This is a genomic window from Halapricum salinum (assembly GCF_004799665.1).
Lineage (GTDB): Archaea > Halobacteriota > Halobacteria > Halobacteriales > Haloarculaceae > Halapricum > Halapricum salinum.
Genome location: NZ_CP031310.1, coordinates 2,729,013 through 2,743,529, shown reverse-complemented (window position 1 = coordinate 2,743,529; position 14,517 = coordinate 2,729,013). Strand labels below are relative to the sequence as shown.

General features: G+C 64.7%; 16 protein-coding genes. 6 read left to right on the top strand and 10 right to left on the bottom strand.

The features are described 5' to 3' along the window. Positions 1–12: 12 nt before the first annotated feature. The 4 genes from DV733_RS13450 to DV733_RS13435 all read right to left on the bottom strand — a co-directional run bounded on the left by DV733_RS13450 (position 13) and on the right by DV733_RS13435 (position 3,092). Complete coding sequence (locus DV733_RS13450; protein ID WP_049992508.1) at positions 13–882, bottom strand: RNA-guided pseudouridylation complex pseudouridine synthase subunit Cbf5; 870 nt, start codon at positions 880–882, stop codon at positions 13–15. A gap of 1 nt (position 883) precedes the next feature. Further along, positions 884–1,462 carry a (d)CMP kinase gene (gene cmk / locus DV733_RS13445; protein WP_049992507.1) on the bottom strand — a complete coding sequence of 193 codons (579 nt, stop codon included), beginning with the start codon at positions 1,460–1,462 and terminating at the stop codon, positions 884–886. Positions 1,463–1,531: 69 nt separating this feature from the next. Next, entirely contained in the window at positions 1,532–2,416 is an 885-nt protein-coding gene (locus DV733_RS13440) for a DUF106 domain-containing protein (RefSeq protein ID WP_049992506.1), read from the bottom strand. 28 nt (positions 2,417–2,444) lie between these two features. Next, positions 2,445–3,092: an adenylate kinase gene (locus DV733_RS13435; RefSeq protein ID WP_049992505.1), complete on the bottom strand. Its 648-nt coding sequence runs from the start codon at positions 3,090–3,092 to the stop codon at positions 2,445–2,447. A gap of 102 nt (positions 3,093–3,194) precedes the next feature. On the opposite strand from DV733_RS13435, the gene DV733_RS13430 reads away from it, so the two are divergent. From DV733_RS13430 to DV733_RS13410, 5 genes are all read left to right on the top strand, one after another. Continuing rightward, complete coding sequence (locus DV733_RS13430; RefSeq protein WP_049992504.1) at positions 3,195–4,568, top strand: hypothetical protein; 1,374 nt, start codon at positions 3,195–3,197, stop codon at positions 4,566–4,568. A 63-nt stretch (positions 4,569–4,631) separates the two neighbouring features. Next, positions 4,632–5,639 (top strand): uroporphyrinogen decarboxylase, encoded by a 1,008-nt coding sequence (gene hemE, locus DV733_RS13425; protein WP_049992503.1) that lies wholly within the window; start codon positions 4,632–4,634, stop codon positions 5,637–5,639. 121 nt (positions 5,640–5,760) lie between these two features. Next, the gene (gene pfkB, locus DV733_RS13420) at positions 5,761–6,672 is read left to right on the top strand and encodes a 1-phosphofructokinase (protein ID WP_049992502.1); all 912 of its coding nucleotides are present in this window, start codon (positions 5,761–5,763) and stop codon (positions 6,670–6,672) included. A gap of 62 nt (positions 6,673–6,734) precedes the next feature. Next, positions 6,735–7,712 carry a phosphoribosylformylglycinamidine cyclo-ligase gene (gene purM / locus DV733_RS13415; RefSeq protein WP_049992501.1) on the top strand — a complete coding sequence of 326 codons (978 nt, stop codon included), beginning with the start codon at positions 6,735–6,737 and terminating at the stop codon, positions 7,710–7,712. Positions 7,713–7,957: 245 nt separating this feature from the next. After that, positions 7,958–8,140 carry a hypothetical protein gene (locus DV733_RS13410; RefSeq protein ID WP_049992500.1) on the top strand — a complete coding sequence of 61 codons (183 nt, stop codon included), beginning with the start codon at positions 7,958–7,960 and terminating at the stop codon, positions 8,138–8,140. Between the two features lie 393 nt (positions 8,141–8,533). Here DV733_RS13410 and DV733_RS13405 read toward each other — a convergent pair whose 3' ends face one another. From DV733_RS13405 to DV733_RS13390, 4 genes are all read right to left on the bottom strand, one after another. Beyond that, positions 8,534–9,895, bottom strand: coding sequence for a sensor histidine kinase (locus DV733_RS13405; RefSeq protein WP_237560460.1), 1,362 nt, complete (start codon positions 9,893–9,895; stop codon positions 8,534–8,536). A gap of 57 nt (positions 9,896–9,952) precedes the next feature. After that, positions 9,953–10,960, bottom strand: coding sequence for a sugar phosphate nucleotidyltransferase (locus tag DV733_RS13400; RefSeq protein WP_049992499.1), 1,008 nt, complete (start codon positions 10,958–10,960; stop codon positions 9,953–9,955). Positions 10,961–11,026: 66 nt separating this feature from the next. Next, on the bottom strand, positions 11,027–11,569 hold the full coding sequence (locus DV733_RS13395) for a CBS domain-containing protein (RefSeq protein WP_049992498.1): 543 nt from the start codon (positions 11,567–11,569) through the stop codon (positions 11,027–11,029). Between the two features lie 54 nt (positions 11,570–11,623). Then, entirely contained in the window at positions 11,624–11,992 is a 369-nt protein-coding gene (locus DV733_RS13390) for a DUF555 domain-containing protein (RefSeq protein ID WP_049992497.1), read from the bottom strand. A gap of 310 nt (positions 11,993–12,302) precedes the next feature. On the opposite strand from DV733_RS13390, the gene DV733_RS17375 reads away from it, so the two are divergent. Continuing rightward, positions 12,303–12,479 carry a hypothetical protein gene (locus DV733_RS17375; protein ID WP_170178707.1) on the top strand — a complete coding sequence of 59 codons (177 nt, stop codon included), beginning with the start codon at positions 12,303–12,305 and terminating at the stop codon, positions 12,477–12,479. Between the two features lie 40 nt (positions 12,480–12,519). On the opposite strand, the gene hemA is transcribed toward DV733_RS17375, so the two are convergent. Together hemA and DV733_RS13380 are read right to left on the bottom strand one after the other, a co-directional pair. Then, positions 12,520–13,866, bottom strand: a complete 1,347-nt coding sequence (gene hemA / locus DV733_RS13385; RefSeq protein WP_049992496.1) for a glutamyl-tRNA reductase — start codon at positions 13,864–13,866, stop codon at positions 12,520–12,522. Beyond that, positions 13,863–14,510: a precorrin-2 dehydrogenase/sirohydrochlorin ferrochelatase family protein gene (locus tag DV733_RS13380; RefSeq protein ID WP_049992495.1), complete on the bottom strand. Its 648-nt coding sequence runs from the start codon at positions 14,508–14,510 to the stop codon at positions 13,863–13,865. Before DV733_RS13380 ends, hemA begins: the two co-directional genes overlap by 4 nt. Between the last annotated feature and the right edge of the window lie 7 nt (positions 14,511–14,517).

Sequence of the window (14,517 nt, the reverse complement as noted above, 5' to 3'; positions counted from 1 at the left end):
CCCGTCGACCACTCACACCAGAACCCGCTCTAACTCGACGACGACGCCGGATTCAGCGTCCGGGTCGCCGACGAGCCGGCCGAGACAGACGGCCGCATCGTCCGGCGTGTAACAGGCGACGAGCTGGCTGTCCAGCTCGTGCTCGCACTCGATCACACCCGGGGCGTACACCGGCGCGCCGTCGGCGACGCTCTCGGCGGCACTGGGAGCGATCGTCACGCGGGGCACGCCCCTGAGCGCTCGTTCGGCGGGCTGGACGACGTCTCCCAACGACCCCTCGTCGCCGTCTTGCTCGTACCACGCCAGTGCGTCCGCGAGGTCGTGCATCGTCACCAGGGTCGTGTCGTCGAACGTCCCGGTCGCCGTGCGCCGGAGGTGGCCCATATGTGCGCCTGTCCCGAGCGCCAACCCGAGGTCGTGACACAGCTTTCGAACGTAGGTCCCGCTCTCACAGCGCACCCGGAGCAGGGCCTGGCGACTCTCCACTTCCAGGACGGCGAGGTCGTAAATCTCGCGGACTCGCAGCTTCCGTACGACGGCACTCTTGCGGGGCGGCTTCTGGTAGATCGGCCCTTCGAACTCGGCGACGGTCTCCCGGAGATCTGCGGGCGGCTCACCGTGCAACTCCAGGACGGCGACGTACTCCTTGACGGCGTCGTCGAAGACCTGCGCCATCCGGGTGGCGTCGCCGAGCAAGACGGGCAGACAACCCGTAACCTTCGGATCGAGCGTTCCGGCGTGGGCTGCTCGGTCGACGCCGGCCATGTCCCGGAGCCAGGCGACGACCTGATGGGCCGAGGGACCGGGCGGTTTGTCGAGATTGACGACGCCGAACTCGAGCATGTCGGCGGGCGAGCGCTCGGATGGCGGACCACGAACCATCTCAGATATCGTACTCGACGCCGGTGATCGGCGTCTTGCCCTCGTCGCCAGTCTCCTTGTAGGACTCGACGGCGTGCAACGTCAGGCTGAGCACGCCCTGCGGGCCCCAGCGGGCGGTGTTGATCGAGAGGTCGTAGATCGACAGATCGTCGAAGTCGATCCCGTAATACTCGTTGTAGCGATGGGCCTCGCTCTCACCGCGTTCGCGGGTCTCCTCGCGAGCCTGATCGACGGGCTTGTTCTCGCGCTGGGAGATTCGCTCGGCGCGGATCTCCAGGGGGGCACTCAGCCAGACCTTCAGGTCGGCGTAGTCGCCGGCCATCCAGCCCGCGAGCCGGGATTCGAGGACGAGTTCGTCCCGATCGCGAGCGATGTCACGGAGTCGACGGTCGAGATCGCGGTCGATCTGGTCGTCTTCCTCGGCCTGTTTGTTCAGTTCCAGCGGCGTCATGCCACGCTCTTCGGCGAGGTCGCGGAAGATGTCGCCGCCCGAAACGTGCTCGTAGTCCAGTGCGTCGGCCAGGCTGGCGGCGAGCGTGCTCTTGCCGCTGCCGGCGGGGCCGGAGACGGTGATCAACATATCCTCACTCGGAGGGTCCCGCTCAAAGAGATTGTGTCTTCGTCCCGAAAACGTGAGTTCGGAGTCGCCTCAGGTCGGCGACGTCTGGATGTTCAGCGACTTGCGGATGATCTGGGAGAGGCTCATCGAACAGAGGATGTACCAGAAGATCCAGGCCTGTAGCGGCCCGATGATTCCGGCCTCCCAGGCGTTCACCTCACCGACTAGCGGCATCACCAGCACGGGACCGGCCTGCCCAACGCCGAGACCGCGGACCTGCCAGTAGACCCACAGGAAGATGGGGATGGTGAACAGCATTATCCAGGGCATCGAGCGGAACTGCTGTTTCATCATGCCCAGGTTCTCGGTCATCATCTCCATCTGTTCCTGGCGAATCTCCTCGAGAGCCTCGTCGTCGTCCTCTTCTTTGGCCTTCTTCTCGCGCTCGCGGAGCTCTTTCTGTTTCTCCTGATACCCGCTCATGTTGTCGAGGTTCGTGAGCCGATCCTGCAGCAGCGTCGACCACAGGCCGGTCAGGACTGCCAGCACCAGGATCGTCACGTAGAACGGAACCAGGGAGTTAATCGGGCCGATTCCGATGTCGATCACTTCGCCGATCTGGTCGCGGATATCGGGTTGCCAGTAGCCGACGAACAGCGCGAGCGAACCGACCAGCGCGATCTTGTCCCAGCTCGTCCAGCTGCCGTCGCTCTCTTCCTCGTCGCTCGGTTCAGCTTCGTCGAGTGCGTCTCTGATCCCGTCGGGGTCGTCGACGACGAACCCTTCACCATCGGCGTCGACGAGGATCCCCTTCTCGATGAGTCGACCCCACTGCCCGCTCGTGAGGTCGTCACTGACGTCGTTCCACTGGACGACGCCTTTCTCCTCGGCCGTTTCGAGGACGGTCTCGATCGCGGGCTCCATACTCCCGTCCTCCTCGACCAGAGAATCCACCTTCTGAACGGTTCGTGCCATTGTTGATGTCCTAGTGAGCCGTCCTAAATCAGGCTTGTTCTTCGATCGCCGCTCGGACGTCCGTCCAGACTTCGTCGGGCGTCTGCTCGCCGTCGATCTCGACGAAGCCCGCGTGGTCGCTGTAGTGCCCGATCACGGGTGCGGTGTTGTCCTCGAAGACGTCCAGTCGGTTTCGAACGGCCTCCTCGGTGTCGTCGTCTCGCTGGATCAACTCGCCGCCGCACTCGTCACAGACACCTTCCTGTTCGGGCTGGCTGAACTCGACGTGATAGTTCGCTCCGCAGTCGTCACAGACCCGGCGGCCGGTCAGGCGGTCGACCAGCTCCTCTTTGCTCACGTCGAGCGAGAGAATCACGTCGAGGTCGGTCATGCCCTCGAGTTCTTCGGCCTGCTCGAGATTTCGGGGATAGCCGTCCAGCACGAAGCCGTCCGCAGACGTCAGGGCTTCCTCGACGATGGCGTTGACGACGGCGTCCGGGACGAGTTCGCCCTGCTCCATGTATTCGCGGGGCGTATCGTACTCGGTGTCCATGTCGCTGATGTCCATGTCCTTGTTGGCCCGGAGGGCATCGCCAGTCGTGATGTGTTCGACGCCGAACTCCCCAGCGATGTTACTCGACTGCGTTCCTTTCCCGGCTCCCGGTGGGCCGAGCAGCAGAATTCGCGGCTTGCTCATGGAATCCGGTTTCACCCCGGGACTTATAGGGTTGTCCAAAGCGGTCCGGACGGGCTATGGGGGTCGAAGCTTTGTTGGGACACCGGCCCGGAGTTTCCGTCGATGCCGAACCGACGAACGGTCCTCCGTACGGTCGGTGCAACCGGGCTGCTCGGACTCGGAGGGTGTACTGGTGGTGACGGTGGAAAGACGACGGATCCGCCGCCGACAGAGCCGAAATCGAGTGAATCGGGGGCGACAGACACGCCGACGACACCGGGTCCTATCGAGGCAGTGCAGACGGAGAAACTCGCCGACAGCGACGGTGAAGAGTACGACTACTTCGGGAGTGCGGTCGCCGTCTCAGCGGACGGCACGACCGCCGTCGTCGGCGCACGGAACGACGACGACCAGACGGGATCCGCTTCGATCTTCGAACGTTCGGGCGGGTCCTGGAGCTGGAGTGCGAAACTGTTCCCCGAGGATGAGGCAGCGCCAGTCGCGTTCGGTACCGACGTGGCCATCGGGGCCGGTGGCGATCGCGTGTTCGTCTCGGCGCCGTCCGGCGGGGGAGTTTCCGTGTTCGACCGTACGACGGATGGGTGGGCCCGGCAAGCGGTACTCCATCCTCCGGGAGACCGCCTGGCGTTCGGACGCGCGATCGCCGCCTCGCGAGACGGTCAGTCGCTACTCGTCGGGAATCCGGCTGGGGACCGGCTGACGATACGGTACAGGCCGGACCAGTCGGTCCGTGGCTCGGCGTTCGTTTTCGAGTTCGAAGACTCCTGGGAAGCGGCAGGGACACTGCAAGCGGACGAATACGGAGCCGCGTCCAACTTTGCGTTCGACGTCGCCCTGGCCGACGATGGGGAGACGGCTATCGTCGGTGCGCCGCTCCGCGTCGTCGTCGAGGGTGAAGAGACCTCGAACCCGGACGACGCGGTCGCCAGCGCAGCGGTGTTCGAGCGCTCGGGTGGGTCCTGGGGCCGTGTTCGGACCCTCACCGCCAGAGATGGGACGGCAAACGAAACGTTCGGCGGGGCAGTCGCAACGGATAGCGACGCCAGCGTCGCGCTCGTCGGCGCCCCTTACGACGAGCCGGCGGGGCTGACTCGCGGCGGAGTCGTGTACGCCTATACTGGCGAGGGATTCGACGCGGAGACGAGTATCGTTCCGGCCGGCCACGACGCTGACTTCATGTTCGGCTACGCGCTCGACCTGAGCGCGGACGGGACCACTGCACTGCTCAGTGCTCGCGGGCCCGCCGGAGACAACGGATACAACGCCGGCGCGGCCTACGCGTTCGGTCGTGCCGGCCGTGACTGGCGTGAACTGGCGACACTCGTCGCGGGAGACGGCGACCGCGGGGATTACTTCGGCAGGAGTGTCGCGACGAGCGCGGACGGGGGGTCGGTCGTCGCCGGGGCGGAGACGGACGAAGATCCGCACGGTGAAGACTGCGGAGCAGCCTACCACTTCGCGCTCGAATCGGCCTGACGGGCCCGACTTCTTGACCGGGAGTTCGCAACGCCTTACACACCTCCGCCCGAATGGCGTCCAATGAGCGACCTCCTCGTTCGTGCTGCCCGTGGCGAGCGAACCGAGCGCCCGCCCGTCTGGCTGATGCGCCAGGCCGGCCGGCACATCCCCGAGTACCGCGAGATTCGCGAGAACCACTCGTTCGTCGAAGCCGTCACCGACCCCGAAGTCGCCGAGCGGATCACCCTCCTGCCCTGGGAGCGCTACCGCCCGGACGGGCTGGTGATGTTCTCGGACATCCTCACCATCCTCGAACCGCTCGGGTTCTCCTATCACATCGAATCCGGGACCGGCCCCATCATCGAGAACCCCGTCTCCGGTCCCGCGGACGTCCAGCGAGCACGGGAGCCGATCCCCGAACGACTGGATTACGTGGGCGAACTCCTCGACCGGCTCGACGACAGCGTCGGCGATCAGACCTCGCTGATCGGCTTCGCCGGCGGTCCCTTTACCCTGGCCTCCTACGCCATCGCCGGCCAGCCCTCACGCAATCACCTCCCTGCCCGGCAGTTCCGCGTCCAGCACCCCGAAGCGTTCGCGGAGTTGCTCGATCGCTTCACCGAGGCCGTCGCCGAGTTCCTCCAGTATCAGGTCGCCCACGGCGCGGACGTAGTGCAGGTGTTCGACACCTATGCCGGAATCCTTCCTCCCGCGGAGTACGAGCGGTTCATCGTCCCGCGTCATCGCCGGATCGTCGAGGCCGTCGACGCTCCTACGATCCTGTTCGTCAGGAACATGGGCGGACGACTCGACCAGATCGCGGCCGCGAATCCCGACGTAATCGGCCTCGACTGGACCGTCGAGATGGGGACGGCCCGCGAGCAACTGGACGGCCTCGGCGTGCAGGGCAACCTCGATCCATCCGTGTTGTTCGCCGATCGAGAGACCATCCGCGAGCGCACGCGAGAGATTATCGAGGCCGCCGGACCGCAGGGACACGTCCTGAATCTGGGCCACGGTGTCGACAAGGACACACCAGTCGAAGGTGTCGAGGCGTTCGTCGAGACAGCGAAGAATTTCGAGTGGTAGGAGGACGGGTCGACACGGGAATCTGTGAAGTGAAAGGTAGTCACAGATCGACCCGTTTATCAACGGCGGGTGAGTCATCTCCGGCTAGTAGACCGCGCCGACAGACGGCGTACCGAGAGCCATGATACTGACAGTAACCCCGAATCCGGCAGTCGACCAGACGATCGAGATGGATGAACCGCTCGAATCCGACGCAGTGCAGCGCTCCCGGGAGGCCCGTTTCGACGCGGGTGGCAACGGGATCAACGTTTCGCAGTTCGTCCGGGCGCTGGGCGACGAGACGCTCGCGACCGGGATCGTCGGCGGCTTCACCGGCTATTTCATCGAGCAGAACCTCCAGCAATTCGAGGTTCCGACGGACTTCTGTGAGACGGCCGAGCCGACGCGGATGAACACGACCATCCTCACGCCCGACACGGAGTATCATCTCAATCAGTCCGGCCCGCAGGTCGGGGAATCGGCCGTGGACGATCTGATCGACGTGCTCCAGAAACATGACCCCTCGATCGTCGACATCGGCGGCAGCCTCCCGCCGGGGATGGACGACGATGCCGTCGACCGACTCGCCGCTGCGGGCGACTGGGACACCGCGATCGACGTCCACGGCGACCTCCTGCCGGACCTCGAAGAGACCTACGAGTACTGCAAACCCAACGAGGTCGAACTCGAAGAGGCCACGGGAATCGAGATCAACGACATCGACGACTGCGCCGAGGCGGCCCGTGAACTCCAGGAGTGGGGCTTCGAACGCGTCATCGCGTCGATGGGCGGCGAGGGTGCGATGATGGTCACACCCGAGGAGACGCTGTACGCCCCCGCATTGGACGTCGACGTCGTCGACACCGTCGGGGCGGGCGACTCGATGTTCGCCGCCGTCCTGTGGGCTTACGAGCAGGGCTGGGACGACGAGAAGGCACTCCGGGCCGGCGTCGCGACCTCCTCACAGATCGTCGGCGTCACGGGAACGAGCGTCTCCGATCTGGACATCTCCGAGACCATCGAAGACGTGCGGGTCTGGACGCTCCAGAGCTGAGGAGACTGGCCGGACGACGAGCGATCGGAGACCTTTTGGCCGGACCACGCAGTTGTCCGGGTATGAGCGACGACGACGATCTCACCTACGCCGAGGCGGGCGTGGACATCGAGGCCAGCGAGGCCGCGACGAAGGCACTCATCGGCGCAGCCGGGGAGTTCGAGGGCGACTACGCCGGACTGGTCGACATCGGCGACCAGTATCTCGCACTCGCCACGGACGGCGTCGGGACGAAACTCCTGGTCGCCGAAGCCATCGACGACTACTCGACCATCGGGATCGACTGCATGGCGATGAACGCCAACGATCTGATCGCCGCCGGGGTCGAACCCGTGGCGTTCGTCGACTACCTCGCCGTCGAGATTCCCGACGAAGAGACCAGCGAGGCAATCGGCGCGGGCCTGCGCGAGGGGGCAAAACGCGCCGGCGTCTCCCTCGTGGGTGGCGAGACCGCAGTCATGCCCGACGTGATCAAAGGACTCGATATCGCGGGGACGTGCGCCGGACTCGCGCCCAAAGACGCTATCTTCCCGGGTGAAGCACAGGTGGGAGACGCCATCGTCGGCTGGCCCTCCTCGGGGATCCACTCGAACGGACTGACGCTCGCCCGCGAGGCCGTCACCCGCGAGCACGACTACACCGACGCCTTCCCGCCGAACCCCGAGAAGACCATCGCCGAGGAACTGCTCACGCCGACGCGAATCTACAGCGAGGTGCTCGATCCCCTCCGTGAGCACAACGCCAACGCCGCAGCCCACGTGACCGGCGGCGGCTGGACCAACCTGACCCGGATGGGCCCCTTCCGCTACGAGATCACGGCCCCCTTCGACGCCCAGGCCGTCTTCGAGTTCGTCCAGCAGGAGGGCAACGTCGACGAAGAGGAGATGCACCGCACCTTTAACATGGGCACCGGGTTCGTGGCCGCTCTGGAGGAGGACGACGCCGAGGCTGTCGTCGAAGACAGCGAGGACGCGCAGATCATCGGCACAGTTCAAGAAGGCGAAGAGTGCGTGGCGGTGCGTGGGCTGGAACTGGTGTGAGCATACGGCGCGAACGGTGTGAGCGTCGTTTCGCTGCTGGCGACTGAAAGGATCCAGCAGGTCTTTTTCCCCATGTTTTTGCGACGAGTGGTGCGCGAGCGGCGGGAGACACGACCAGGGGGAGCGTCTCCAGACGGCGAGCGGTGCAACCGCGAGCCAGTGAGCGCACCGAGGAGGAAAAAGTGGTGGGCTGGAACTGGAGTAGGCCCCTGACTACTAAGGACGTGCCGGACGACAGCCTCGCTATGAGTACGCGCCGGGATCTCTACGTGGCTGGATTCGTCGCCGCGTCGCTGGCGTACATCTTCGTCAGCCTCGCGTTCACGGGCAGCTTTCACCTCCTGCGGTGGATCACCTTCGTCGTGTTCTTCGGAGTCGCCTTCGCCGGGTTCGAGTGGTTCATCGGATGGGCGATGGCCCAGGAGTAGGCGCGCGCTGTTCGAGCGTCCCGAGCAAGGCGAGGCCGCGAGACGACACTGCGCGAGGGATGAGCACCGGAGCGAGCAGAGTGAGCGAGGAGCGCAATCGGCTGGGGAGGAGTGTGGCGGCGCGGTGGCGGTGGCGGTGCAGTGGCAGTGGCGATGGCCCTCAGCAGACGGCGCGAGCTTCGCGAGCGCTGTTTCCCCGCGAGCGCTGTTTCCCCGCGAGCGGTGCGAGACGCGACCGAAGGTCGGGTCTCGATTGCGAACGGTGAGCGGAGCGAGCCGTGAGCGCTCTACCGAGCGCGAGCGGCCTTTTTCCCCACGTTTTTGTGCCGGAGCGGTCCGCCGCGAGCCTCTGGGCTCGCGTGCGAGACCCGACGGCACAAAAAGTGGTAGTGCCTAGTGCAGATCCACGTTCCCGATGTCGAACCGAGCCCCGCCGTCGGGACCCGCCGAGACCGAGACCGTCCAGTCGTGGTCGTCGGCGACCATCTGGACGACGTACAGCCCGAGACCGGTGTTCTCCTCGTCGGTCGTGTAGCCGGCGTCGAAGACGCGGTCGGGGGAGTCGGCGTCGATTCCGGGGCCGTCGTCAGCGACGAAAAAGCCGTCGTCGGTCGCGCCGACAGTGATCGTCACGTCGGGACCGGCGTGTTCGATAGCGTTCTCAAAGAGGTTCTGCAACAGGAGACTCGCCGACTCCTGATCGGCGACGACTCGGGCGTCAGAGTCGATCTGTAGGGTTGCATCGCCTTCGGTGAGGGCGTCCCAGATCTCACGGCAGAGCCGCGAGAGCCAGACGGGCTTCTGTTCGGCGAGCCGCGAGTCCGTCGTCGAGAGGTCGACGACGGTGTCGACGATCGATTCGAGCCGATCCAGCGAATCGACGATCGCCGCGGTTTCGTCTGTGCCGGCCTCGAGACGTTCGACTCTGCCGTGGGCGATCTGGAGTTCGTTGCGGAACTCGTGGGCGGCGACCAGCGCGGTCTTGACCAGCCGCTCGTACTGGCGCTGGAAAGCGTGCTCGCGCTCTTTCCGCTCGGTAATGTCCTGAGTGAGTCCGACAATCCCGGCGATATCGCCGGTGGAGTCCCGCCAGGGGACCTTCACTGTCTCGACGTATTCGGCGCTCAGATCCAGGAACTCCTCGACCTCGATCCGGTCGGTCCGGCCCTCGATGACGTCCAGTTCGTCCTGCAGGGCGGCTTTTCCGTGGTCGTCCTGGAGTTCACCGACCTCGACGTCAGTCAGCCCGATCCGGTCGGTCGGCTCGTTGAATCCCCGCCCCATCAGGACGTGTCGGGCCTCGGTGTCCTTGGCGTAGAAGTGATGTGGCATCTCGGTGAATATCGAGAGCAACAGCGTCTCCATCGGAGACGGCGGGCGACCGGCTACAGCCGGTGGATCGCCCTCGAGTCGATCCGCGACAGCCCCAGCGACCGCGTCCTCGAGCACCGAGTCAGCCGCAACGACGGTGATGTCCGAGCGCGGCGCGACCGAGTCGGGATCGGAGCCCGCGACGACGATCGGCAATTCGGGAAACAGTGACCTGATACCGTAGGCGAGCTCGACCGCCGAGCGGTCGTGCACCCGCGCGGGCAAGACCAGACAGTCGTAGGCGGACCGAGTTAGCTTCTCGAAGACCTCGGTTGGCCCGGTCAGCACCGTCACAGAGACGGTCCCGTCGCTGGCATCCAGATCGTCGACCGAAAGCGAGCTCTCGGAGACGACCAGCACTGACCTGGATTCCAGCTCGCTCATCCTGTCGCCAGTACAACGGGCACGAATGTGACTGTTGTGGGAAAATAGAGTGACGACTCACTCCGAATCGCGATAGCGCTCCCACTCCCAGGCAGGCGGTCGCTCCTGGGTGAGCGACGTGTACGCGCCGATCTGAGCGTGTGAGAGGCTGACGTCTTCGAGAATCGTCTCCTGATCGATGATCGAGGACGTGATCTGACAGGAGTCGAGGTGCACGTCCTCGAAGATGACCGAGTTTTCGATCATCGAGTTGGTGATCTTCGCCCCAGCCATGACGTGGACGTTCTTTCCGATATCGGAGTTTCTGATCGTGGCGTCGGGGTGGATCAACGTCCCGCCGTCGAGATACCAGGCGACGGCGTCGAGATAGCTCTCCGGGGTTCCGATGTCGAACCACTGATCGAAGAAGGGGTAGGCGTACACAGGTTCGCGCTCGACGAGCCACTGGATGAACCAGCCGGGCTCGTCCGGATTGTTGTCGCCTTCGAGGTAGGTCGGCATCAGCGCGACCGTCTCGGCAGGGAAGGCGTAGCAGGCGATCGAGACGAGCGTGCTCGGCGGATCGTCCGGCTTCTCCTGAAAGTCAGTGACGCGGTCGCCGTCGACGGCGATGACGCCGTACTGGGTCGCGAGCTCGATGTCGCCGACGTCGTAGGCGGCAAGCGTCGTCGCGTCGTTGTCGACGAACTCGTCGATGAAGTCCGACAACGGGAAACTGATGAGGTTGTCGCCGGCGATGACGAGCGTGTCGCTGTCGAGACCTTCGCGTTCGACGAGTTCGGCCAGTGCCCCGATGACACCGAACTTCTCGCCCTCCTCGCGCGCGTCCTCGACTGACAGCCGCGGCTTCTCGAAGCGGCTCTCGTCGATGTGGTCCTGGAACTCCTCGGCGAACTCCTGGTTCGTCGAGACGTAGACGTCGTCGATCCGATCGTCTGCCTCCAGTTCTCGGAAGATTCGATCGATGACCAGCGTGTCGCCGATCGGGAGGAACATCTTCGGTCGGTTCCGCGTGATCGGCCAGAGTCGCGTTGCGAACCCGCCTGCGAGTACGATCGCGTCCATGAGTGACCCACGTTGTCAATTACCAAGGGTGTTACGGCGAGAAGGGTCTCGAATCCAGTAGCGAGATTAACTGACGTGCGCAGCGATGTCGGCGTCGGTGATGATACCGATCGTCTGGCCTGACTCGACGACCAGTACCGCGGCCTTGTGGTCTAGGTAGGTATCGACCTCGTCGACAGTCGCGTCCGGTTCGACCTGTGCGATCGACTCGTGCATGACTTGCGCAACGGGTAGTTCGCCGACGTTCTCTTCGTCGCGCTGGCGGATGTCCGTGTTGCCGATCAACCCGATCGGTGACCCGTCGCGGATCACTGGGACCTGTGAGTAGCCTTTTCCATCCATGACTTCTTTCGCGTTGTGGACAGAGTCGTCTGGGGCGACGCTGACGACGTCGGTGTTCATCAGATCTGCGGCCCGCAGGATACTGCCCTCGGCTTCCTCCAGGGCGTTGACGATCCGCCGAAGAGTCGACAGGCGCGGATCGACGTCGCCACCCTCGATCCGAGCGATCAACGGCTGAGAGACGTCCGCCCGGTCGGCAAGCTCACTCTGGGTCAATTCGAGCTCCTTCCGGCGCTCGCGTAAGTCCTCGGGGGTGGGCAGTTTCATACTACCTGATAACCGAGGGTAATACAAAAAAGTACCGGCAGCCGGCCCGAACGATCAGTTACTCGCTTCCTCGCTCTCTTCGTCCTCGAATTCGACGGTCTCGATCACTTTCAGGGGGACGTCACGGAGGGCACCGCCGACCTCGCTCTTTGCGATCCGCTGGGCGTGTTCGGTGCTCTCGGCGTTGAAGACCTTCATCTCCAGAACCAGGCCCACGAGTGCGGTGTCGGCGGCGATGAACGCCGAGTCGAACGGTTCACCACAGGCCGGACAGCCCGTCGCGCCGACTTCGACTTCGACGTAGTCCATGTCCTGATCGTTGAGCCGTTTGCCGGCTTCGCTGACGGCCACGCCGATCGCGTCGTCGATGTCTTCGACATCTCGAACCAACCAGGCTGCTTCCATCACGACGAGGTAGTTCATATCACTCCCTCCGAACGCGAGCCTCTTGGTGTTTTATGATTCGGCTTGCCGACCCCCTCGATTCTCGGCTATTCGACCTCGCGCACGTCACCCCAATAATGGCTATAACTTATGGCTACCTCGCGTGTCGCCAACGGCTCCATTACCGCACGACTCGCCCGAACTCACACCGAGTTGGGAACAATTCAAATCAACTTTAATCGCAAGACGTGACCGCCACGAACCTACACAATCTATCACAACTGTCCCTTTCGTTATGGGAAAGCTTATGTACCGAAACTACTCCACCCTCAACTGAGGACACAGACCGATGGAATCACGTCTGTCCCGGATCGCCCTGTTCGCACTGTACCAGTTGACCGTCCTGGTCGGCATCGCGCTACTCCCGATCGCGCTCGTCGCGCGTCGGGCAGGTATTCCGCTGCCGATCCACCGACTCATCGAGCGGCTGGGGGCCGCCTACGAAGCCAGCACTGGTCAGGCCTGAAGACACAGCGACGTTTCTCGGAGCATTCGGATGATCAGCGTCAGTCGTCGAGTTGTTCGCGGATCCGTGGTGGGATCTGGTCGCGGGCGCTTTCGGGAATATCGTCAGGACTGAGATCACCGACGAAATTCGGCGGCGCGGTCGCCTCACTCCCGAAGTCAGGCTCGAACAGCTGGAGTGCCGTGTTGATCGTCGACCAATCGTCGTCTTCGGCGGCGTCACGGAGGCTGCTGGTCGGCGGCGCGAGCAACTGGTTGACGATCGAATCGGCCATCGACTCGACGATCTCTCGCTGCTCGTCGTCGAGGTCGAGCTTCGCGAACGCCGTCTCCAGTTCGGCCGCTTTCCGCCGTTCGGCCCCCTCGTACATCGCCGAGATGACTTCGTCGGCGCGCTTTCGCTTGTACTGGGTGAGCAACTCCTCGAAGGCCTCGTCGATCCGTTTCTCGACGACCGTCGCGGCTTCGAGACGCTCGCTTCGGGTCTCGTCGGTGATCGTCTCCAGGGCGTCCATGTCGTATCGCGTCACCGACTCGAACGTCGAGACGGCTTCCGGGACGTCGCGTGGCTGGGCGAGATCGACGACGACCGTCTCGCCGGCGTCGGCGAAGGCCTCGGCGTCAAAGATAGGACCGGGTTTGTCTGTCGCAGCGACGACCAGCTTGGCCGCCTCGACCGCCGCCGGAAGGGCGTCTAGTCCCACTGCAGCGCCCTCGATCGAAACCGACTCGACGACGTGTTCGGCGTGGGGAATCGTCCGATTCGCCACGAGCAAGCGCTCGACGTCGGTCCGGGCGTCGATCGCTTTCGCGGCCAGCGTCGCCATCTCGCCAGCGCCGACGACCAGCGCCGTCACGCCGTCGAGATCGTGTTCGCGTTCGGCGAGCGTCACCGCGGCGCTGCCCAGCGAGACGACGCCGTCGTTGATGCGCGTCTCCGAACGCGCGCGCTCGCCGACGTGGATCGCCTTCGTGACCGCACTTTCGAGGACGGCGTCGATCCCGCCGACGCTCCTGGCGTCCTCGTAGGCGTCTCTGACCTGCCCGATGATCTGGTCCTCGCCGATGACCAGCGACTCCAGGCCGGCCGCGACCCGCATCAGCTGGCGCAGGCTCTCCTCGTGGTCCATCCGCTCGGCGGTCGAGGACTCGACATCGCCGAGATAGGACGCCAACACGTCGCGGCCGGCAGCCGGGTCGTCGGTGACGACGTACGCCTCCGCGCGGTTGCACGTCTGGAGGACGAACGCCTCCTCGACGGCGGGCTCGGCCAGGAGGGTGGCGACTGCTTCGCGCTGGCTCTCGGTCGCGACGGCCTCGATCTCGTGGACGCTGGCGTGCTCGTGAGAGACGCTGACGCCAGAGATGACGCCCAGTGCTCGTGTCACGGGTTCTCACCTTCGATCTCGTCGATCACGTCGGTAGCTCTCTGGCGTGCCTTGGAACTGCCACTATCTAAAGCTGTCCAAACCTCACGGGACCTGACAACCGCTCGAAGCGCCTTCCGTCGTCGCTCCGGCCCGATACCTGCGGCCTCCAGATCGTGTCGCAGTTCCCCGGTGAGTTCGGCCATCGCCCCCGCGTTCGCGAGTTCGGGTTCGAGTCGCTGTCGCAAGTAGCGGCTCAGGGCCGGACTCCGGCCGCTCGTCGAAAGTGCCGCAACGACCGGCTCCTCTCTGATCGTCGCCGGGACGACGACGCTACCGGCGTCGCGCCCCCCGCGCTTGTCGGCTCGATTGACCAACATTCCCCGCTCGCGAGCCGCCGTAGCCACGGCGTCGTCGACCGCCTCGTCGCCGGTCGCCGCCACGACCAGCGCGGGCTCTATCCGGTCGAGCCACGCTGAGGCGTCCGCTGGTTCGAGGACAGTACGGACGCGCTCTGCGTCGCCGAAGTCCCGGTCGCCGAAGTCATCGCTGCAGACGACGACACTCGCTTCCCGTCCGAACCGACGGGCCTTGCGAGCACCCACGGGACCACCGCCGACGACGAGGACCACCTCGTCTTCGAAGTCGTGAAACAGGGGAATCATCACTCGA